Genomic DNA, 21,201 nt, shown 5'->3' with positions numbered 1-21,201 from the left:
ATGGCCCTGCCCGCCGCCGTGCAACGGCTCGCCGACGCCGTGCACCGGGCCGGGCCCGACGACCTCGTGCCGCTCGCCGGTCAGGTGAGCGCCGACCTCGGGGCCCTGGGCATGACGGTCTACCTGGTCGACTACGCCCAGACCGCGTTCACGCCGTTCGGCGTGCCGGGGGAGCCGGTGCCGATCGACGGTACGCCGGCCGGGCGCGCCTACGGCACCGGCACGATCCAGCACGAGCGGCTCGGCGGCGTGTACCACGTGTGGGCGCCGCTGATCGACGGCGCCGAACGGATCGGGGTCCTGTACACGGTCACGGCCGCGGTTCCGGATGCGGTTTCGGTGGCGGCGTACGGTACCGTTGCCGCGCTCTTCGCCCAGATCCTGGTCACCCGCCGCCGCTACGGCGACGCGATCGAACGCACCCGCCGGCGGCTGCCGATGCAGCTCGCGGCCGAGGTCATCTGGACCCAGCTGCCCCCGCTCACCTTCGCCAGCCGCGACGTCGCGGTCAGCGCCATCCTCGAACCCTGCTACGACGTCGGCGGCGACGCCTTCGACTACGCGATCAACGACGGCATCCTGCACATCGCGCTGTTCGACGCGGTCGGCCACGGCATCGCCGCCAGCGCCACCACCTCGCTGGCGCTGAACGCCTACCGCAACGCCCGCCGGCTCGGCCTCGACCTGGCCGACACCTACCGGTCCATCGACAAGTGGGTCGCCGTCCAGCACCCCGACAGCTTCCTGACCGCGCTGCTGGGCGAGCTGGACACCCGCACCGGACGGTACCGCCGGATCAGCGCCGGCCACCCGGGCGAGCTGCTGCTGCGCGACGACGTCCTGGTCCACCCGCTGCCCGCGCCCACCGCCATGCCGCTCGGCCTCGGCCAGCTCACCGACCCGATCCCGGACATCACCGAGACCGTCCTGGAGCCCGGCGACAACCTGCTGCTGTACACCGACGGCGTCGTCGAGGCCCGCACCGCGGCCGGCGAGTTCTTCGGCATCGAACGGCTGGCCGCCTTCGTCGCCCGCGCGCTCGCCGACCACCTGTCCACCCCGGAGACCATGCGCCGGCTGGTGCACGCGATCCTCGACCACCAGCACGAGCAGCTGCAGGACGACGCCACCGCCGCGCTGCTGACCTTCCGCCCCCGGCACTGACGGGCCGGGTTCACGCGGCCGGCGCCTGCTCCTGCGCCGCCTCCGGGCCGGGCTCGGAGCGGCGCAGGGCCCGCACGACGCCGTGGCGGCGCAGGGCGAGCGCGAGGCGGCGGGCGTGGCGGTGCCGTACCAGCAGCAGCACAGCCGACCGGATCAGCGCCCAGCGCCGGCCCTCGGCCTGGTGCTCGACGACCTGCCAGACGACCGCCCGCAGCGGCGCGGACTCGAGGGCCTCCCGCAGCTCGGCGCGCACCTGCGGGTCGTCGAGCGCGGACCGGATCGCCCGGGCCAGGTCCGGCCGGTCGGCGAGGCTCGCGGCGATCCCGGCCGCGAGGTTGTGCCGGACGTCGTCGTCCTCGACGAGCAGGAGCGTCGCGTGCCGGATCTCGGCCGTGTCCAGGCCGGAGCGCAGCAGGTCCATCGCCCGGCGCTCGACCTCGTGGTCGTGGTCCTCGACGGACAGCGCGGCCAGCAGGCTCGTCACCTCGTCGAGGTCGATCAGATGCTGCAGGCCCTCCCGGAACTCGGCCCGGTCCCAGGCGAACAGCAGCGCCTTCACGAAATGACGGTCCATGCCTGCTGATGCCCGGTGACCGGACCGCCCGAAACGCATCCCGGACTTCGAAGGAACGCGATGGAACTCCTTGGGGGTGACGCGATCAACAAGAAAGGAGCGTCACCCATGCGCAGAGCAGTCATCCTGCTGTTCGCGGGCCTCATGGCCGCATTGCTGGGCTCCGTCGCGGTGGCCGGCCCGGCCGTCGCCGCCGGTCCCGCGGCCGCGCCGGCCTTCACCGTCGCGGTGCCACCGTCGGGGGTGTTCAGCGAGATCTTCCCGCCGTTCATCAGCGCGCGGTCGCCGATCTGCCTCGACGAGCCGGGCGGCAGCGCCAAGCTGTACCTGCAGATGCAGCTCTACCACTGCCACGGCTACGCGAGCAACGGCGGCCCGCAGCGGTGGTTCTGGCAGCCGCAGCCGGCGTTGGGCAGCAACGTGTACCGCATCCTGAGCGCCGACAACCACACGAACCCCTACCTGTGCCTCGGCGTGTTCTTCGGCAACCCGGGCCCGGGCAGCGCGGTGGTCCAGGCGGGCTGCACCAACACCACGGGCTTCGACTGGGTCCTGGTGCCCAGCGCGGTGGCCCCGCACTTCCAGCTGCAGCTGCTGAGCCGGCCGAGCCTGTGCCTGGCCGCGGCCGACACGTCGGGCGCCAACGACACCAAGGTCGTCGTGCACACCTGTGTGACGCCGACGGTCTTCTACGAGCCGCCGGACCTGACGTGGCAGATCGGCTGACGTGACGCGGCCGGCCCGGCGGGGACCCGCCGGGCCGGCCGTCGCCGAGGAGACCGGAGCCACGCAGCACACGCGCGAGTCCAACAATCAGCCAGTCGAACCGGCGTCTCGAAGTGAACGACGCACCGGGTGGTCGGCCGCGTCAACGGCACACAACCCCAATTCGTGCCAGGTGCCCGGACACGCACGTCGGGCGATTCTGAGCAAATCGCCGCGAGGGTGCTGACTAGGGTTTGGCCTTACGGCAGGCCACCCAGCGGCAATTCGGCGAGGTGAGGCCGCGTTTGCGGTCATCGCGAGACTTTTACCGCAATGAATATGTACGAGTATGCCCTTGAATTGATGCGGCATTATTTCCGCTAGGAAAACGGCTAACGCACGGCCGTCCGATATTGGGGAGGGCTGCGCGTGTTTCAGCGTGTCCACGAACAGGTCGAAGCGCAGGCGAGGCGCACGCCGGACCGGGTCGCCGTGATCGCCGGCACCGTCCGTACGCGCTACGCGGAGCTCGACGCCCGCGCGAACCGGATCGCCCGGGTGCTGGCGGCGGCGGGAGCCGGGCCCGGTGCGCTCGTGGGCGTGTGCCTGGGCCGCGACGAGCACCTGCTGCCGGCGCTGCTCGGCGTGCTGAAGACCGGGGCGGCCTACGTGCCGATGGACCCGGCGTACCCGGCCGAGCGGCTGACGTACATCGCCGCGGACACGCGGATGCGGCTCGTCGCCACCACCCGTGGCACGGCGCTGCCCGACCTGGACGCCGTCGCGGTGGCGGTGGACGGGATCGCCGCGGACGCCGACGCGACCCCGCTGGGGCGGCCCGGCAACGGCAGCGACGCGGCGTACGTCATCTACACGTCGGGCTCCACCGGCCGGCCCAAAGGTGTCGTCGTCGAGCACCGCAACACCATGAACCTGCTGCGGTACGAGGCCGGGGCGTACACCGCCGAGGAGCTCGCCGGGATGCTCGCCACCGCGTCGATCTGCTTCGACCCGTCGATCACCCAGCTCTTCCTGCCCCTGGCCACAGGTGGCACGGTCATCCTCGCCGACAACGTCCTCGCCCTGCCCGCGCTGCCGGCCCGCGACGAGGTGACGACCGTCTACGGGGTGCCGTCCGCGCTCGCCGCGCTGCTGCGGGAGCCGCTGCCGGGCGGGGTGCGGGCCGTGTTCGCCGGTGGGGAGCCGCTGACCCGGGCCCTCGTCGAGCGGATCTACGCCAACCCGGGGGTACGCCGGGTGCTGAACCTCTACGGCCCGACCGAGTGCACCACGACCTGCGCCATCGCCGAGGTCGGCCGGGACGACACCGGCGAGCCGCCGATCGGGGAGCCGGTCGCGGGCGCCGTCATGTCGGTGCGCGACGGCGACGGGCGGCCGGTCGGCGACGGCGAGCTGGGCGAGCTGTGGATCGGCGGGCCGGTGGTCGCCCGCGGCTACCTCAACCGCGACCGGGGCGGGTTCGGCGACGGCTGGTACCGCTCCGGCGACCTCGTCCGCGCCGACGGGCCCGTGCTGCGCTTCGCCGGGCGCGCCGACGACCAGGTGAAGATCCGCGGGTACCGGGTCGAGCCCGGCGAGGTCGAGGCGGTGCTCGCGGGCCACCCGGCCGTGCGCCGCGCGGCCGTGGTCGCGGCCGCCGATGCGGACGGGGTGTCGTACCTCGTCGGGCACGTGGAGGCTACCGGTCTCGACGAGCGCGGGCTGCGGGCCTGGCTGGGCCGCCGGGTGCCGGAGCATCTGGTGCCGACCCGGTTCGCGGTCAGCGAGCGGCTGCCGCTGAGCCCGAACGGCAAGATCGACCGGGCCGCCCTGCCCGCGCTCGCGGCCCGGCGGGGGACCGGGACCGCGTTCGTCGCGCCCCGTACGCCCGTCGAGGAGCGGCTCGCCGCGATCGTCGGCGAGGTGCTGGGCATCGACGAGGTCGGGGTCGAGGACCGGTTCACCGATCTCGGCGGGCACTCCCTCGCGGCGGCCCGGGTCTGCGCGCTGGCCGGGCGGGAGTTCGCGGCGGCGGCGGTACCGCTGGCCGGGTTTCTCGCCGAGCCGACCGTCGCCGCCCTCGCCGCACTAGTCCGGAAAGCCTCGGCCCCGGCCGCGGGTGGACCGGTGCGGCATGCGGGCGTCCTGGAGTACCCGCTGACGCCGACCCAGCGCGGCCTGTGGACGCTGCGGCAGCTCGGCTCGGTGCCGCAGGTGACCACGGTGGCGTTCCGGGCCCGGCTCACCGGGCCGGTCGAGGTGCCCGCACTGCGTGCGGCGCTGGCCGCGGTGGTGTCGCGGCACGAGGTCCTGCGCAGCCGGATCGTCGAACGCGACGGTGAGCCGATCGCCGTCGTGGGCGGCTGGACGGACGTTCCCGTCATCGAGCACGACCCGGGTGACGGGGATGCGATCGCTGAGGAGGCCGCCCGGCACGCCTTCGACCTGACCGGCACCGTGCCACTGCTGCGGGTGACGCTCATCCGGCTGGCCAAAGACCTCTCGGAGCTGGTGGTCGTCGCTGATCACCTGGCCTTCGACGGCTGGTCGACCGGCGCGTTCCTCACCGAGCTGGCGACGGAGCTGGCCGCGCCCGGCACCGTCGAGCCGCCGCCCGTCCAGGTCGGCGACCTCGCTCTGATCGAGCACGGCGGCACGGACGCCTGGCGGGACGAGCTGGCCGGGGCGTCGCCACCGAGCGAGCTGTTCCGCGGCGAAGGGACCGGAGGCTTCCACGGCGAGCGCGTCACCCGCGAACTACCGCCGGAGATCCGCACCGCCGCCTTCGCGGACTGGCTCAGCGCCCTCGGACTGCTCCTCGCCGGCCTCACCGCCCGCCGCGACGTGCTCGTCGGTGTGGTCGCCGCCCGCCGCGCCGGGCCCGAGCTGGACCGGGTCATCGGCCCGCTCGTCGACGTGCTGCCGATCCGCCTGCGCCTGGAACCGGCGGCCACGGTAAGGGACACGGTCGCCGAAGCGTCCGCAACGACGGCACGGGCGCTGGACCGGCCCCGGCCGTCCACGGACGAGCTGTTCGCCGCCGTCGGCTCGCAGTCGCGCGGGACGATGCTCACCCCGGTCGTCCTGTCCGTACAACCCGCCGGGATGCCGGTCAGGGTCGAGCGGGACGGAGTGCGGCTGGAGCTGCTCGGCGAGCTGGGCTGCGGCGGGGCGCAGAACCCGCTGACCGTCTTCGTCAACGAGACGGCCGGCGGGGTCGAGCTGCAGGTGGAGTACGACACCGGCCTGACGACCCGCGCCTGGGTGGAGGTGTTCGCCGACCGGCTCCTGCGCACGCTCGCCGAGGTCACCGCCGACCCGGACCGCCCGCTGCACCGCGTGCCGCTGGTCACCGCGGCCGAGGAGGCGCACCTGCTGGATCTGGCCGCCGGCCCGCCGATCCCGGACGGCGCGCCGGCCACGGCCGTCGAGGCGATCGAGCGGCAGGTGCGGGAGCGCCCCGACGAGGTGGCCGTCGTCGGCGCCGGCGGCGAGATGACGTTCCGGCAGCTGTGGGACGACTCGGCCGCGATCGCCGCGACCCTGCTCGACCGGGGCATCAAGCCCGGCGACGTCGTCGGCGTGTGCCTGCCCCGCGACCACCGCGTGCCGTCCACGCTGCTCGGCGTGTGGCGGGCCGGCGCGGCCTACCTGCCGCTGGAACCGGAACTCCCGCCCAGCCGCTTGGCGTGGCTGGTCGCGGACGGTGGCGCGACGACCGTGCTGTGCCGGTCGACGACCGCCGCCGCGGCCGGACCGGCCGCGCTGGACCTCGACCGTGCGCCAGCCGTGTCAGCCGCCACGCTCCCGAATGTCAGGCCCGGCGATCGGGCCTACCTCCTGTACACCTCGGGCTCGACCGGCAAGCCCAAGGGCGTGGCCGTCGCCCAGTCCAGCCTCGCCGCCCTCACCGAAGCCTTGCGCGTCGAACCCGGCCTCGGCCCCGGGGACCGGATGCTGGCCGTGGCCACGCTCAGCTTCGACGTCTCGTGCGCGGAGATCTGGTCCGCGCTCGGGGCCGGCGCCTGCTGCGTGGTCGTCGACCGGGACAGCGCCGTGGACGGGTACCGGCTGCGCCGCCAGATCGCCGAGCACCGCGTGAACGTGATGAACGTGCCGCCGACCATCCTCCGCACGCTGCTGGCGGCGGGCTGGACGGGCGGCGCGGACCTGCGCGTGTGGGCGGCCGGCGAGACCCTCGACCCGGCCCTGGCTCGCGAGCTGCTCCCGCTGGTCGGCGAGCTGTGGAACACCTACGGCCCGACCGAGGCCACCGTGCTGTCGACCGCGTACCGCGTGCGCGAGGTCGGCGACGCCGTGCCGATCGGGCACGCGATGGCCGGCGAGCGGCTGTACGTCATGGACGCGCTGGACCGGCTCGTCCCGCCCGGCGTGGCGGGCGAGCTGTGGATCGGCGGCGCCGGCCCGGCCATCGGCTACCACAACCGGCCGGACCTGACCGCGGCCGCGTTCGTGCCCGACCCCGTCGTGCCCGGCGGACGCTGCTACCGCACCGGCGACCTCGTCCACCGCCGCCCTGACGGCGAGATCGTGTTCGTCGGGCGGCGCGACCACCAGCTGAAGATCCGCGGGTACCGGGTCGAGCTCGGCGAGATCGAGGCCGTGCTGCGCGCCCACCCCGACGTCGAGCACGCGGTCGTCGTCGCGCGCGGCCAGGGCGCCGAGGCGCACCTCATCGGTTACGTCGCGGGGCGGGTCACCGCCGGGTCGGCCGCCGACCACCTGCGCGCGAACCTGCCCGCGTACCTGGTGCCGCACCGGTGGGTGGTGCTCGACGCGCTGCCGATGACGCCCAGCGGCAAGGTCGACCTGGGCGCGCTGCCCGAGCCCGGCGAGGACCGGCCGCACCGGCCGGCCGAGTCGGTGATGGAGCAGTTGGTCGCCGACGTCTGGGCGCAGATCCTCACCACCGACCGCATCGGCGCCGACGACAGCTTCTTCGGGCTGGGCGGGCATTCGCTGGCCGCGACCCGGGCCGTCGGCCGGTTGCGCGAGACGCTCGGCTGCGCGGTTCCCGTGCGGCTGCTGTTCGACCATCCGGTCCTCGCGAACTTCGCGGGGCAGCTCGAGCGGCTTGTCATGGACGAGATCGTGGCCGAACCGGCCACCAGTACATAGGGAAAACACGATGACCTTGTCTGACCAGGACACCTTACGGTCCCTCATGGAGCGGCGGGTCGCGGCCGCCCGCGCCGCCGCCCGGGCCGACGCGGAGATCCCGCGCCGGGCCGACCCGCACGCGCCGCAGCCGCTGTCACCGTCGCAGGCCCGGCTGTGGTTCAACGCGCAGTTCGAGAACAACCCGTCGATCTACCACGTTCCCTCGGTACTGCGCCTCACCGGACCCCTCGACGCCGGCGCGCTGCTGGCCGCGCTGCGCGAGGTCGCCGAGCGGCACGAGGTCCTGCGCAGCGTCATCGCGCCGCCCGGGCACGCGATCGCCGGCCCGGCCGACCGGATCGAACTGTCCATCGTGGACATCGACGAGCCGGCGCTGGACGCGGCGCTGCGCACCGAGGTGAGCCGGCCGTTCGCGCTCGACCGCGAGCCGCCGATGCGGGCCGTGCTGTTCCGGCTCGGCGCCGAGCACCACGTGCTGGCCCTGACCGTGCACCACATCGCCACCGACGCGTGGTCGCACGGCCTGTTGTTCGACGAGCTCGGCGCGCTCTACGCCGCCCGGCTCGGCCAGGGTGCGCCGCCCGCCGCGCCGCGGCTGCAGTACGCCGACATCACCGCCTGGCAGTCGACGCGGACCGCGGACGACCACGTCGGCTGGTGGGTCGAGCGGCTCGCCGGGCTCGCCCCGGTGCTGGCGCTGCCGGTCGACCGGCCCTACCCGGCGGTCGCCGACTGGAGCGGCGGCTACCTGCCCTTCGCGCTGTCCCCGGCGCTGGCCGAGCGGATCCGCGAGACCGCCCGCGAGTGCAACGCCACGGCCTTCATGGTGGTCCTCGCGGCCTGGCAGGCGCTGCTGAGCCGGCTCGGCGGCAGCGAGGACGTCGCTGTCGGCGTGCCCGAGTCCGGGCGCCACCACCGCGCGACCGAGAGCGTCGTCGGCTGCTTCATCAACACCCTCGTGATGCGCACCGACCTGTCCGGCGACCCGACCGGCCGGCAGCTGCTCGACCGCGTCCGGGAGACCACCCTCGAGGCGTTCGCGCACGCCACCGCGCCCTTCGAGCGGGTCGTGGAGGCCGTCGCGCCCGAGCGCTCCACCGCCACGACACCGATCTTCCAGTCGATGCTGTACCTGCTCGAGACCGCCCAGCACGACCCGGTGCTGCCCGGCGTGCGCACCGAGCGGCTCGACGCCCCGCTCGACTTCAACAAGTTCGACCTGAGCCTGTCGCTGCAGGCCGAGGGGGCCGGCTACGAGGGCGAGCTGCACTACCGCCGCGACCTGTTCGACCGGGCGACGGTCGAGCGCTGGTCCCGCTGGCTGCTCGCCCTGCTCGACGGGATGCTGGCCGAGCCCGACCGCCCGCTGTCGCAGCTCGAGCTGCTGGACGACGCCGAGCGGGCCGAGCTGATCGCCCTCGGCGCCGGCCCCGCCCTGCCCGAAAATGCCGCCGCCACGGTACCGCAGGCAGTCCTCGCCCAGGCCGCCGCCCGCCCCGCCGCCGTCGCCGTCGACGCCGCCGACGGCACCCTGAGCTACGGCGACCTGGCCGCGGCCGCCGCCCGGATCGCGACCGCCCTGCGCGCGCACGGGGCCGGGCCCGGCACGCCCGTCGGGATCTGCCTGCCCCGCGACCGGCACCTGCCCGCCGCGCTGCTCGGCGTCTGGCAGGCCGGATCGGCCTATGTGCCGCTGGAGCCCGACCATCCGGCGCAGCGGCTGCGGTACCAGCTCGACGACTCCGGCGCGACGGTCGTGCTGGCCGCCGCGGAGACCCTCGACGTGGCCCGCCCGCTCGTCGAGGGCACCGGCGCCGTCCTCGTCGACCTGGCCGACGCGCTGGCCACCGAGCCCGGCGAGCTCCCGGCGCCCGGACCCGACGACCTCGCCTACATCCTCTACACCTCCGGCTCCACCGGCCGGCCCAAGGGCGTGGAGCTCAACCACGGCGCCCTCGCGGCGTTCGTCGCCGCCAGCTGCGACCTCGTACCGGTGACCCCCGACGACGTGATGCTCGGCCTCACCGCGCTCTCCTTCGACGTGGCCGGCTTCGAGCTGTGGTGCGGCCTCGGCCGGGGCGCCCGGCTGGTGCTGCTGGAACGCGGCGTGGCCGTCGACGGGCACCTCGTCGCGGCCCGCATCGCCGAGGCCGGCGTGACCGTGATGACCGCGACCCCGACCACCTTCCGGATGCTCGTCGCGGCCGGCTGGCGCTCGCCGCGGGTGCGCGGGGTCGCCATCGGCGAGGCCCTCGACCCCGCGCTCGCCCGCGAGCTCACCGTCCGGCTCGGCGAGTGCTGGAACGGCTACGGCCCGACCGAGACCGCCGTGGTGTCCACGATGTACCGGGTCACCGCGCCCGTCGGCGACACCGTGCCGATCGGCACCCCGATGGCGGGGGAGTGGGTCTCCGTGGTCGACGCCGCCGGCCGCCTCGCGCTGCCCGGCACCATCGGCGAGCTGTGGATCGGCGGGGCCGGGCTGGCCCGCGGCTACCACGGCCGGCCCGACCTGACCGAGTCCGCGTTCGTGGCCGACCCGGTCCGGCCCGGCGAACGCTGCTACCGCACCGGCGACCTGGTCCGCCGGCGCAACGACGGGCTGCTGGACTTCCTCGGCCGCCGCGACCACCAGGTGAAGGTGCGCGGGCACCGGATCGAGCTCGGCGAGATCGAGTCGCAGCTGCGCGCGGCACCGGGCATCAAGGAAGCCGTCGTGACCGTCGCCGACCCGACCGGCGACGCGCACCTCGTCGGCTACGTGGTACCGCAGCCGGGTTCGGCACCGGACCCGCAGGCGCTGCAGACCCTGTTGCGGGCGACACTGCCCGACTACATGGTGCCGCAGCGCTGGATGACGCTCGACGCGCTGCCGGTCAACGCCTCCGGGAAGGTCGACCGCACGGCGCTGCCCGAGCCGCGGGACGAGGTGCAGCAGCGGGTCGCGCCGCGCACCGAGGCCGAGCAGCTGGTCGCCGAGGTGTGGAGCGGCGTGCTGCACCGGGAGGAGCTGTCGGTGTACGACAACTTCTTCGCCCTGGGCGGGCACTCCCTGTCGGCGACCCTGGTCGTGGGCCGGCTCCGCGACGCACTGGACTTCGCGGTGCCGGTGCGGCTGCAGTTCGAGCAGCCCGTCCTGGCCAACTTCGCCGCCGCGCTGGAGGCGCTGCTGCTGGACGAGGAGACGCTGGACGAGGAGACGCCGGCGTGACCGTCACCGACACCCAGCGCTCGGCGCTGCAGCAACGGCTGGCCGCGGCGCGCCGCAACACCGCGCGGACCGCCAGTACCATCCCCGCGTTCCCCGACCGGGACGCGCCGGCGCCGCTGTCGCCGGCCCAGACCCGGCTGTGGTTCCTGCACCAGCTGGAGCCGGACAGCGCCGCCTACCACGTGACGGGCACCGTGCGGCTGACCGGCCCGCTCGACGTGGCCGCGCTGAGCGCCGCGATCCGCGACCTCGCCGAGCGCCACCACGTGCTGCGGACCCGGTTCGTGGACCACGACGGCGTGCCGGCCGCGGTGCTGGGCGCCGCCGCGGACGTGCCGGTCGAGACCGGCGGGGAGCTGCTGGCGTTCCGGGCGCGGCCGTTCCGCCTGGAGCACGAGCCGCCGCTGCGGGCGCTGATCCGCCGCGAGGGGCCGGACGAGCACGTGCTGCTGCTCGTGGTGCACCACATCGCGTTCGACGAGTGGTCGGTGGACCTGGCGCTGCGCGAGATCGCCGAGCTGTACGCGCACCGCCTCGACGGCCGGGCGGCGCCGGACGGGCCCGGGCTGCAGTACGCCGACTACGCCCGCTGGCAGGCCGGCCGGGAGCCGTCGGCCGCGGCCCTGGACCGGTGGGTCGAGCGGCTGCGGGGCCTGGCGCCGGTGCTGGACCTGCCGACCGACCGGCCCCGCCCCGCGGTCGCCGGGCACGAGGCCGGCGAGGTGGCGGTGCACATCCCGGCGGCGCTGGCCGGCCGGATCGCCGGGCTCGCCAACTCCTGCGGGGCCACCCCGTTCATGGTGCTGCTCACCGCGCTGCAGGCCCTGCTGGCCCGGGTGTGCGGCACCGACGACATCCCGATCGGCGTGCCGGTCGCGGGCCGGCACCACCCCGACCTCGAGCGGATGGTCGGCTGCTTCATCGGTACCGTCGTCATGCGCACCGACTGCGCCGGCGACCCGACCGGCCGGGCGCTGCTCGACCGGGTCCGCGAGACGGCCATCGACGCGCTCGCGCAGTCCGAGACCCCGTTCGAGCGGATCGTGGAGCGGCTGCAGCCCGAGCGCAACCTCGGCCACACGCCGATCTTCCAGGTGATGCTCAACGTGCTGGAGCAGCCGGCCATGGCCACGCGCATGCCGGACCTGCGGGCGCAGGGCGTCCAGTTGCCCAACCACACGGCCAAGTACGACCTCGGCCTCACCCTGTCGCGGGTCGACGACGGCTACCGCGGTCCGCTGGTGTTCCGCGCCGACCTGTTCGACGAGCGGACCGCGCAACGCCTGGCCGACTGGTTCCTGGCCCTGCTGACCGGCCTGGTCACCGAGCCCGACCGGCCCGTCGGCGAGCTGGCGCTGGAGCCCGGGGTGCGGCCCGGGCCGGACGGCCCGCCGGTGTCCTACCCCCTCGATCGGCCGCTGCACGAGCTCATCGCCCGGCACGCCGCGTCGGCGCCCGACGCGACCGCCGTGGTCGCGGCCGACGGCCGGCTGTCCTATGTGGAGCTGGACCGGCGCGCCGGGGTGGTGGCGGCCCGGCTGCTCGCGGCCGGCGTGCGGCCCGAGGAGCCGGTCGCGGTCCTCACCGAACGCGGCACGGCGCTGCCCGTGGCGATGCTCGGCGCGCTCAAGGCCGGCGCCGCCTACCTGCCGGTCGACCCCGGCTACCCGGACGGCCGGGTGGCCGACATCCTCGACGCCGCGCAGGTCCGGTTCGTGCTCACCGAGGCGGCGTTCGCGGGCCGCCCGCTCGGCCGCGAGGCCATCGTGGTCGCCGACGTGACCGGCGAGCCGGCCGAGGCGGTGGCGGTGCCGGTGGACCACCTCGCGTACCTCATCTTCACGTCCGGCTCGACCGGCCGGCCCAAGGGGGTCATGGTCGAGCACCGCAACATCGTGCACTACCTGCACGCGGTGGCCGACCGCATCGGGCCGCACGGCTCCTACGCCTTGGTCTCCACCCACGCCGCCGACCTCGGCATGACGAACCTGTTCGGGGCTCTCGCCACCGGCGGCGTGGCGCACCTCGTGGACCGCGAGACCGCCACCGACCCGGAGGCGTTCGCGGCCTACCTGGCCGAGCATCCGGTCGACGCGATGAAACTCGTCCCGAGCCACCTGGAGCTCCTCGCTTCGCACGGCGACCTCGCCGCGCTGCTGCCCCGCGAGCTGCTGATCCTGGCCGGCGAGCCGTGCCCGTGGGAGCTCGTCGACCGCGTCGAACGGGTCCGCCCGGACCTCGAGGTGCAGGTCCACTACGGCCCGACCGAGACGACGGTCTCCGTGCTCGGCTGCGACGTGCGCGAGGTGCCGGCGCAGCGCCGCATCGGCACCGTCCCCATCGGACGGCCGTTCGCCAACGTCGAATGCCGGGTCACCGACCGGGCGGGCCGTCCGGTGCCCGCCGGGGTGCCGGGCGAGCTGCGCATCGGCGGCCCGAGCGTGGCCCGCGGCTACCTCGGCGTCCACGACGAGCGTTTCCAGCAGGGTTGGTACCGCTCCGGCGACCGCGTCCGCCTCGACGCCCACGGTCTGGTGCAGATCCTGGGCCGGGTCGACGACCAGGTGAAGATCCGCGGGTTCCGGGTGGAGCTCAACGAGGTCGCCACGGCGGTGCGCGGGGTCCCCGGCGTCGGCGAGGCCGTGGTCCTGCCGGTCGGCGAGGCCCACACCCGGCGGCTCGCCGCCTGGATCACGCCCGGCACCGCCGACCCCGGCGCGGTGCGGGCCGCGCTGCGCGACCGGCTCCCGGACTACATGGTGCCCTCGGCGTTCGTGGTCCTCGACCGGCTCCCGCTGACCGCCAACGGCAAGGTGGACCGCACCGCGCTGCCCGCACCGCAACCGCCGGGCGCCGCGACCCGCGTCGCGCCGGAAACCCCGACGCAGCTGCGGGTCGCCGCGGCCTGGGCCGAGGTCCTCGACGGGGCTGAGATCGGGCTCGACGACGACTTCTTCGCCCTCGGCGGCGACTCGTTCAAGGCCGTGCGCGCCGTGCGGGCCATCGACCCGCAGCTGCGCGTCATCGACCTGTTCACCCGCCCGACCGTGCGCGAGCTGGCCGCCTACCTCGACGGCGACACCGGCTCGACCGGGCTGCTGCACCGCCTCGCCGGCCCGGCCGACGCGACCCTGAGCGTCGTGTGCGTGCCCTACGGCGGCGGGTCGGCCGCGGCGTACGGGCCGCTGGCCACCGAACTCGCGGCGCGCCTGCCCGGTGCGGCCGTGCTGGCGATCGAGCTGCCCGGGCACGACCCGGCCCGGCCCGACGAGCCGCCACTGCCGCTGACCGAGCTGATCGACCGGGTGGTGGCGGACCTGCCGGCCGGCCCGGTGCTGGTCTACGGCCACTGCGTCGGCTCGGCCGCCGCCACCGAGCTCGCCCTGCGCCTGGAGGCCGAGGGCCGCGAGGTCGCCGGGCTGGTCGTCGGCGGCAGCTTCCCGGCCGCGCGGCTGCCCGGGCGGGTGTCGTCGTGGCTGCACCGGCGCTTCCACGCCACGTGGTTCACCTCCGACCGGGCGTACCGCGACTTCCTGCGCACCCTCGGCGGGCTCGACGACGACGAGGGCCTCGACGCCGAGGTGATCCTGCGCAGCCTGCGCCACGACGTGGACGAGTCGCAGACCTGGTTCACCCGCGAGCTGACCCGGCCCGACCGGCGGCGGCTGCGGGCGCCGGTGCTGTGCCTGATCGGGGCGCGGGACCGCTCGACCGAGCTGTACCAGGAGCGCTACGCGGAATGGGGCGCCTTCGCCGACCACGTCGCCCTCGCCGTGCTGCCCCGGGCCGGGCACTACTTCCTCAAGCACCAGGCGGCGGCCGCGGCCGACGAGATCGCCGGCGCGCTGCGGGAGTGGAACGCCGGCCGGACGCCGGAGGTGGTCAGCACCGCGGTCACCGGCGGCCGGGCCCGCCGCGACCTGCGCGAGTTCTACGTGATGACGGCCGGGCAGACCACGTCGCTGATCGGGGCGGCGCTGAGCTCGTTCGCGCTGGGGGTGTGGGCGTACCAGCGAAATGGCCGCGTCGCCGACTATGCCCTCGTCACCATGCTGGCCCTGCTGCCCTCCATCCTGCTGCTCCCGCTGGGCGGGGCGGTGGCGGACCGGATCGACCGGCGGCGCATCATGCTGGCCTGCAACGGGGCGGGCGCGGTGGTCATGTCCGCCGTGGTCACCCTGCTGGCGCTGGGCCGGCTGGAGATCTGGAGCGTCGGACTCCTCGCCGGGCTGCTGTCCGCGGTCACCGCCTTCCACCGGCCCGCCTACCTGGCCGCGGTCGCGCAGCTCGTGCCGAAGCCGTACTTGGGCCAGGCCAACGCGCTGGCGAACCTCGGCCCGGGCATCGGCATGCTCATCGCCCCCCTCGCGGGCGGCGCGCTGATCACCGCGCTGGGCATGCCGTGGGTGGTCGCGGTCGACGTGGTGTCGCTGCTCGTCGGCGTCGGCACGCTGCTGCTGGTGCGCCTGCCCGACCGGCTCTTCCGGCGGCAGGAGGAGACCTTCGTGCGCGCCATCGTCGGCGGCTGGCGGTTCCTCGTCCGGCGCCGCCCGCTCATGATCATGATCGTGTTCTTCGTGGTCGAGAACTACCTCGCGATGCTCGCCCTCGCCGTGACCGTGCCGACCGTGTACGCGTTCGGCGGCACCACGGCGGTCAGCGTCGTCACCGCGTTCAGCGGCATCGGGGCCGGTCTCGGCGCGCTCGCCATGGTGCTGTGGGGCGGCGCGCAACGCCGGGCCACCGGCATGGTCGGCTTCGTCATCGGGGTCGGCCTCGGCGCCGCGCTCGTCGGGCTGCGGCCCTCCACGGCGCTGGCGGCGGTGGGCAGCCTCATCTGGTACGGCTCGCTCACCGTCCTCAACGCCCACTGGCTCGCGATCATCCAGGTCAAGGTCGGCCTCGAACTGCAGGGCCGGGTGCTCGCCACGAACCAGATGCTGGCGGTGGCGATGACCCCGGTCGCGTTCCTGACCGCGCCGCCGTTCACCGACGCGGTCGCGCCGCTGCTGCGGCCAGGAGGGGCGCTCGCCGGCACGGTCGGGCGGGTCGTGGGGGTCGGCGATGCCCGCGGTACCGGCCTGATCCTGCTCGCCTGCGGCCTGCTGCTGGTCATCTGGGGCGTCCTGGGCCTGGCCTACCGTCCCCTGCACCGGATGGAGGACGACCTGCCGGACGCGGCGGCGGGGGCCGAGATCCCCGACTCCCTCGACGAGATCCAGGCCGCGGCTCTGCACACCCGTCCATCAACCGGTTGACCCGCGCGGCGTATGCATCGGCCACGATGGAGATCGTGACCGATGCATACGCCATCGAGGCCAAGGGCCTCCGCAAGACCTACGGCGCCAGCCACGCGGTCGACGGGCTCGACCTCGCCGTCGAACGGGGTGAGGTGTTCGCCCTGCTCGGGCCGAACGGGGCCGGCAAGACCACGACCGTGGAGATGCTGGAGGGCTTCCGCAAGCGCAGCGGCGGGCACGTCCGAGTGCTCGGCGTCGACCCGCAGCGCCGCCCGCTGGGCTGGCGCGCCCGCATCGGCATCGTGCTGCAGTCCACCGGCGAGTTCGAGGAGCTCACGGTGCGGGAGGTGGTGCGGCACTTCGCGCGGTACTACCCGGACGCCGACCGTCCCGACGAGGTCATCGAACGGGTCGGGCTGCAGGCCAAGCGCAACGACCGGGCCAAGGTGCTGTCCGGGGGGCAGCGCCGCCGGCTCGACGTGGCGCTGGGCATCATCGGCCGGCCGGAGCTGCTGTTCCTCGACGAGCCGACGACCGGCTTCGATCCGCAGGCCCGCCGCGAGTTCTGGGAGCTGATCCGGGACCTCGCGGCGGGCGGGACCACGATCCTGCTCACCACGCACTACCTCGACGAGGCGGAGACCCTCGCCGACCGGGTCGGCGTGATCGCCCGCGGCCGGGTGGTGGCGGTCGCCACGCCGGCGACGCTCGGCGGCCGGGGCACCGCGGCGGCGAAGGTCCGCTGGGCCGCACCGGACGGCCCGCAGGAGCACGACACCGACACCCCGGCGAAGTTCGTGGCCGACCTCGTCGCCCGGTTCGGCGGCGAGGTGCCCGAGCTGACGGTCACCCGGCCGTCGCTGGAAGACGCGTACCTCTCGATGATCCAGGAGACGGCATGACCCTCACGCTGCGACTCGGGCTGCTGCGCAGCGGCCTGGAACTGCGCCAGTTCTTCCGCGGCCGCGAGTCGGTCATCTTCTCCTTCGCGCTGCCGATCCTGCTGCTGGTCGTGTTCGGCTCGGTGTTCGGCGGCGACGACGTGGCGCCCGGGGTGACCCTGACGCAGTACTTCGTGGCCGGCATGATCGCCGCCGCGCAGCTCACCAACGGCTTCCAGACCCTCGCCGTCCAGATCCCGATGGAGCGCGACCGGGGCGTGCTGAAACGGCTCTACGGTGCGCCGATGCCGGCCGGCGCGTACTTCATCGGCAAGGTCGTGATGGTGTACCTCATCGGCGTGGGCGGCTGCGCCGTCATGCTGGCCATCGGGACCCTGTTCTTCGACGTGACGCTGCCCTCGACCGGCCGGCAGTGGTTCACCCTGCTGTGGGTCTCGCTGCTGGGCATCGCCGCCTGCACGCTGTGCGGGATCGCGTTCTCCTCGATCCCGCGGGAGGCCAAGCGGGCGCCGGCCGTGGTCACCCCGGTGGCGCTGGTGCTGCAGTTCATCTCCGGCGTCTTCTTCGTCTTCACCAGCCTGCCCGCGTGGATGCAGCAGATCGCGGCGGTGTTCCCGCTGAAGTGGATGGCCCAGGGCATGCGCTCGGTGTTCCTGCCGGACTCGTTCGCCGCGCACGAACCCGCCGGGTCTTGGGAACTGGGCCGGGTTGCCATCATGCTGGGGGCGTGGGTGATCGTGGGACTGGGGCTGTGTCTGGTGACGTTCCGCTGGACCGGCCGGGAGGACCGTTGACCGGAGCGCCGCCGGGCGGGCACGCGTGGGACCGGTTCCAGGCCGTCTGGCACCTGGTGGCCGTGGCGGCTCCGGCCATCACCGGCGCGCTGGTCTGGACCGACGACTCCCTGACCACGCGCGCCCGCCTGCTGGCGTCCCTCCTGCTTTGCCTGTTTCTGCTCTGGTACTGGCAGGTCGGCGCCCCCGCCGTCGGCCGGCCCGGCGAGCGGCGGGGGACCGTCCAGCTCGCCGGGGCCCTCGTGCTCTTCGCCGGGATCGTCATGGTGACGATGGTCGGCGCGGTGCTGGTCTCCGTGCTGTTCCTGCACCTGTTCCTGCTCCTCGGCCGGTGGCGCGACCGGCTCGTCGTCCTGGGGATCGTCGCCGCGCTGCTCGTCGCCGCCATGTTCGTCCACTTCGGACTGTCCGCGGGGACCGTCGCCGCGATCCTGCCGACGGTGGTCGTCCCGGTGCTGTCGGCCGGGCTGATCGGCGCCTACATCTCCGCGCTCATCGCGCAGAGCCGCGCCCGCAGCACGCTCATCGCCGAGCTGATCGAGACCCGCGCCGCGCTGGCCCGCGAACGGCACGCGGCCGGCATGACGGCCGAGCGGGAGCGGCTGTCGGCCGAGATCCACGACACCCTCGCCCAGGGCTTCACCAGCATCCTCATGCTGACCCAGTCGGCCCGGCTGGCGCTGCGGCGCGACGCCGCACCGGTGCCGGACCAGCTCGACCTCATCGAGCGCACCGCCCGGGAGAACCTGGCCGAGGCCCGCTCCCTGGTGGCCGCCCTGAGCCCACCCGACCTCAGCGCGCACAGCCTGGCCGAGGCCCTGGCCCGGCTGGCCGAGCGGCACACCCGCGACACCGGCACCCCGGTGGACGTCGAGGTCGACGAGCCTTCCGGCGGCGGGGCGCCCGAGCGGGACGCCGTGTTCCTGCGGGCCGCGCAGGAGGCCCTCGCCAACGTCCGGCGGCACGCCGGCGCCTCGGCCGTGCGCATCGCGCTCACCCCCGGCGCGCTCACCGTCACCGACGACGGGCAGGGCTTCGAACCCGGCCGCGGGCCCGGCGGCTACGGCCTGTCCGGGCTGCGCAACCGGGTGATCGCCCTCGGCGGCACCTGCACGGTCGTCTCGGCGCCGGGCGCGGGCACCACGGTCCGCGTCGAGCTGCCGGTCGTCGAGCTGCCACTGCCGCAGGACTCCCGGTGACGGTCCGGGTCCTGCTCGTCGACGACCACCCGGTGGTCCGGGTCGGGCTGCGCGGCATGCTGGAGCTGGCCGACGACCTGGACGTGGTCGGCGAGGCGGCGTCCGGCGCCGAGGCCTTGACCCTCGCCGCGGCGCTGCGACCCGACGTGGTCCTCATGGACCTGCGGATGCCCGGCGTCGACGGCACCGAGGCGACCGCGCGCATCACCGCACGCTGCCCCGGCGTCCGGGTCCTGGTCCTCACCACCTACGACACCGACGCGGACATCCTGCGCGCCATCGGGGCCGGCGCGGTCGGGTACCTGCTCAAGGACACCCCGCACGCGCAGCTGGTGGCCGCGATCCACGCCGCGTCCCGGGGCGAGTCGGTCCTCGCGCCCCCGATCGCCGCGCGGCTGGCCGGGCGCCGCGCGGCCCTCACCCCGCGGGAGGCCGAGGTGCTCGGCCTCGTCGCCAACGGACTGTCCAACCCGGAGATCGGGCGCGTGCTGTTCATCAGCGAGGCGACGGTCAAGACGCATCTGGTACGGGCATTCGTGAAGCTCGGGGTGAGCGACCGGACGGCGGCCGTGACCGCCGCCCTGTCCCGCGGGATCCTGCGCTCACCGCTTTAGCGCTTCAGGCCTTCGCGCAGGCCGTGCCGTTCAGGGTGAACCGCGCCGGTACCGCGTTCGTGCCGGTGTACGCGGCCTGGAAGCCGAACTGGGTATTGCCGCCCGCCGGGATGGTGGCGTTGTAGGGCATGTTCGTGGCCGTCATTGCCGTGCCCGACTGGGTGACGGTCGCGTTCCAGGCGTTGCTCAGCGTCTGGTTGCCGGCGAAGGCCCACTTGAGTGTCCAGCCGGTGATCGGCGTGGTGCCCGCGTTGGTGATTGTCACGGTGGCGGTGAATCCGGAGCCCCAGTCGTTGAGGGTGTACCCGACCTTGCACCCGGTCCCGGCGGGCGGCGGTGACACGGACCGCGACGCGGACGGGCTCGCGGATGCCGACCGCGACGCGGACGGGCTGGTCGACACCGGGGGATTGCCGCCGCTCTTGGCCACCATGGCCGCGGAGTGCGCCTTGAACACCGACAGCTCCGGCGCCCCGTGCTTGACGCTGTAGTTGTCGCCGCCGGCCTGGGCGTCCGGGAACCACCAGAAGGCGCTGCCGTCGGCGTCCCGGGTCTGCAGGTCGTTGTAGATCGCCGTCCACCAGGTGCCGCGGTCCACGCCCATGGTGTTGAACTCGCCGAGGAAGAACGGCTTGCCGACCACGTCGTGCGAGTCGGCCAGCCAGGCGTCGACGAGCGTGACCGTCTGCGCCAGCGTGAGATTCGCCCAGCCCTCGTTCGGGTACGGGTGCGCCGAGGTGAAGTCGATGTACGGCGACTGCTGGATCGCCACGAACGGGTTGCCCTCGTCGCCGCCGAAGCCGTACTTGGTGCCGTGGCCCTCCAGGCCCGCGTCGACCATGTGGTTGCCGTCGATGCCCTTGATGTAGGCGGCCATCGTGTCGACCCACTTGCGCAGGGTGGTGCCGTTGACGTTCTCGGCGGTGCCCTGGCCCTCGTACCGCGGCTCGTTCATCAGCTCCCAGGCGAACACGGCCGGGTCGTCCTTGTACTTGACGCCGGTGTAGTGGTTCGTCCGGTTCAGCGCGTACGACACGTAGTTCTTGTACTGCGTGAAGCAGCCCGGGCACGCCGACTCGTTGAAGAAGCGCCAGCGGTTGGCCTGCCCGGTGCCCAGGCCCTCCCACGACAGCCGGGTGTCGATGCCGCCGTACGCCTCCCAGTAGTTCTCGAGGACGGGGATGACCCGGATGTTGTGCTGCGCGGCCGAGTGGAGGATGTAGTCGAACTCGGCGAACTGCTGCTCGCTGTACACCCCCTTGCTGGGCTCGAAGCCGTGCCACTGCTCGTGGTCGAACATCCACGTGCGCAGCACCGTGACCCCGTCGGCGGCCATCTCGGCCATGTGGTTGTCGATGCGCGCCTTGTCCATCCACTGCGTCTCGGTGTCGCCGTAGCTGCCGCCGTACGTGAACGTGTCGTAGACGTTGGCCCCGGCGAAGTAGTACGGGTGCCCGCCCAGGCAGAAGTGGATGCCGCAGCGGCTGACGAAGCCGGCGGTCGCGGCGGACGCGCGCACCAGCGGCACCGCGACCGCGGCCGCGACCAGGGCGGCACAGACGGCGACGACGAGCGCGAACCGGGATCGATGCATGGGGGTGCGCCTCCTGGCGTGGGTCTGCTGAACCGCTTCAGTAGGCGCGGGCGACGAGCCCG

Annotated in this window: 11 protein-coding genes; 9 read left to right on the top strand and 2 right to left on the bottom strand. The window is 74.2% G+C overall.

What is annotated here, in order from left to right; all coding sequences use genetic code 11:
* Entirely contained in the window at nt 1-1,164 is a 1,164-nt protein-coding gene (locus ACQP00_RS28860; protein WP_433224030.1) for a PP2C family protein-serine/threonine phosphatase, read from the top strand.
* A 10-nt stretch (nt 1,165-1,174) separates the two neighbouring features.
* Here the strand turns inward: ACQP00_RS28860 and ACQP00_RS28855 are convergent, their stop codons facing one another.
* Complete coding sequence (locus tag ACQP00_RS28855) at nt 1,175-1,723, bottom strand: hypothetical protein (protein ID WP_433200483.1); 549 nt, start codon at nt 1,721-1,723, stop codon at nt 1,175-1,177.
* A gap of 123 nt (nt 1,724-1,846) precedes the next feature.
* Between ACQP00_RS28855 and ACQP00_RS28850 the strand changes: the two genes are divergently transcribed.
* From ACQP00_RS28850 to ACQP00_RS28815, 8 genes are all read left to right on the top strand, one after another.
* Nucleotides 1,847-2,464 carry an RICIN domain-containing protein gene (locus ACQP00_RS28850; protein WP_433200480.1) on the top strand — a complete coding sequence of 206 codons (618 nt, stop codon included), beginning with the start codon at nt 1,847-1,849 and terminating at the stop codon, nt 2,462-2,464.
* A gap of 408 nt (nt 2,465-2,872) precedes the next feature.
* On the top strand, nt 2,873-7,582 hold the full coding sequence (locus ACQP00_RS28845) for an amino acid adenylation domain-containing protein (RefSeq protein WP_433200477.1): 4,710 nt from the start codon (nt 2,873-2,875) through the stop codon (nt 7,580-7,582).
* A gap of 10 nt (nt 7,583-7,592) precedes the next feature.
* Nucleotides 7,593-10,796 (top strand): non-ribosomal peptide synthetase, encoded by a 3,204-nt coding sequence (locus tag ACQP00_RS28840; protein ID WP_433200474.1) that lies wholly within the window; start codon nt 7,593-7,595, stop codon nt 10,794-10,796.
* Entirely contained in the window at nt 10,793-16,054 is a 5,262-nt protein-coding gene (locus tag ACQP00_RS28835) for a non-ribosomal peptide synthetase/MFS transporter (RefSeq protein WP_433200471.1), read from the top strand. Before ACQP00_RS28840 ends, ACQP00_RS28835 begins: the two co-directional genes overlap by 4 nt.
* 26 nt (nt 16,055-16,080) lie before the next feature.
* Entirely contained in the window at nt 16,081-16,938 is an 858-nt protein-coding gene (locus ACQP00_RS28830; protein ID WP_433200468.1) for an ABC transporter ATP-binding protein, read from the top strand.
* The gene (locus ACQP00_RS28825; RefSeq protein ID WP_433200465.1) at nt 16,935-17,732 is read left to right on the top strand and encodes an ABC transporter permease; all 798 of its coding nucleotides are present in this window, start codon (nt 16,935-16,937) and stop codon (nt 17,730-17,732) included. Before ACQP00_RS28830 ends, ACQP00_RS28825 begins: the two co-directional genes overlap by 4 nt.
* Complete coding sequence (locus ACQP00_RS28820) at nt 17,729-18,931, top strand: sensor histidine kinase (RefSeq protein WP_433200462.1); 1,203 nt, start codon at nt 17,729-17,731, stop codon at nt 18,929-18,931. Before ACQP00_RS28825 ends, ACQP00_RS28820 begins: the two co-directional genes overlap by 4 nt.
* Before the next feature lie 56 nt (nt 18,932-18,987).
* Nucleotides 18,988-19,545, top strand: a complete 558-nt coding sequence (locus ACQP00_RS28815) for a response regulator (RefSeq protein ID WP_433224028.1) — start codon at nt 18,988-18,990, stop codon at nt 19,543-19,545.
* Between the two features lie 4 nt (nt 19,546-19,549).
* Here the strand turns inward: ACQP00_RS28815 and ACQP00_RS28810 are convergent, their stop codons facing one another.
* A complete protein-coding gene (locus ACQP00_RS28810) occupies nt 19,550-21,139 on the bottom strand; it encodes a cellulose binding domain-containing protein (protein WP_433200459.1) in 1,590 nt (529 codons plus the stop codon).
* Nucleotides 21,140-21,201: the final 62 nt, after the last annotated feature.

The sequence above is a fragment of the Dactylosporangium sp. CS-047395 genome, assembly GCF_050942185.1.
Classification (GTDB): domain Bacteria; phylum Actinomycetota; class Actinomycetes; order Mycobacteriales; family Micromonosporaceae; genus Dactylosporangium.
Note: the sequence above shows the minus strand (reverse complement) of the source record. Positions and strands in the feature narration are given on the sequence as shown.

Coding starts and splice junctions, on each gene's coding strand:
- ACQP00_RS28860 (WP_433224030.1), top strand. CDS start 1: ATGGCCCTGCCCGCCGCCGTGCAACGGCTCGCCGACGCCGTGCACCGG.
- ACQP00_RS28850 (WP_433200480.1), top strand. CDS start 1,847: ATGCGCAGAGCAGTCATCCTGCTGTTCGCGGGCCTCATGGCCGCATTG.
- ACQP00_RS28840 (WP_433200474.1), top strand. CDS start 7,593: ATGACCTTGTCTGACCAGGACACCTTACGGTCCCTCATGGAGCGGCGG.
- ACQP00_RS28830 (WP_433200468.1), top strand. CDS start 16,081: ATGGAGATCGTGACCGATGCATACGCCATCGAGGCCAAGGGCCTCCGC.
- ACQP00_RS28825 (WP_433200465.1), top strand. CDS start 16,935: ATGACCCTCACGCTGCGACTCGGGCTGCTGCGCAGCGGCCTGGAACTG.
- ACQP00_RS28815 (WP_433224028.1), top strand. CDS start 18,988: ATGCTGGAGCTGGCCGACGACCTGGACGTGGTCGGCGAGGCGGCGTCC.
- ACQP00_RS28810 (WP_433200459.1), bottom strand. CDS start 21,139: ATGCATCGATCCCGGTTCGCGCTCGTCGTCGCCGTCTGTGCCGCCCTG.